At 59.0% G+C, this 368-nt stretch carries 1 pseudogene; it reads left to right on the top strand.

Annotated elements, in window-relative coordinates:
- Positions 1-78: 78 nt before the first annotated feature.
- Positions 79-368: pseudogene (locus tag ACTJJX_RS35155) on the top strand (hypothetical protein); the annotation flags it as partial.

Raw genomic sequence — 368 nt, 5'->3', positions numbered from 1 at the left:
GTGGTATACAGTGGGAATGAGAGATATAAACACTAGTCAAAATTAGAGTAGGAAAAATAAATCTGTCCCCTTTTTCCCACCACCCATGGCGTACTGGACGACGGCAGCCTCGGCAAGATCGGCTTGCACGCCCTGATGGGAGGTCTGGCCGCCGAAGCGGTCGGTGGCGATTTCCGTACCGGAGCCCTGGCTGCGGGAGTCAACGAGGCGCTGGTGAATAGCCTCGCCAAGCAATACGCCAGCCTGCCCATCGATGACAAGAAGGGCCTGCTGATCATGAGTTCGCAGTTGATCGGCGTGCTGGCGGCTTCGACGCAGGGCGATGCGGACGCCAAGAGCTTGCAGACGGGAGCCTGGGTGGCGGGGAA

Origin of the sequence: Pseudomonas sp. 22490 (assembly GCF_052044465.1) — a bacterium.
GTDB lineage: Bacteria > Pseudomonadota > Gammaproteobacteria > Pseudomonadales > Pseudomonadaceae > Pseudomonas > Pseudomonas aeruginosa.
The sequence above is the reverse complement of the archived record's forward strand: the minus strand, read 5'-3'. Positions and strand labels throughout refer to the sequence as shown.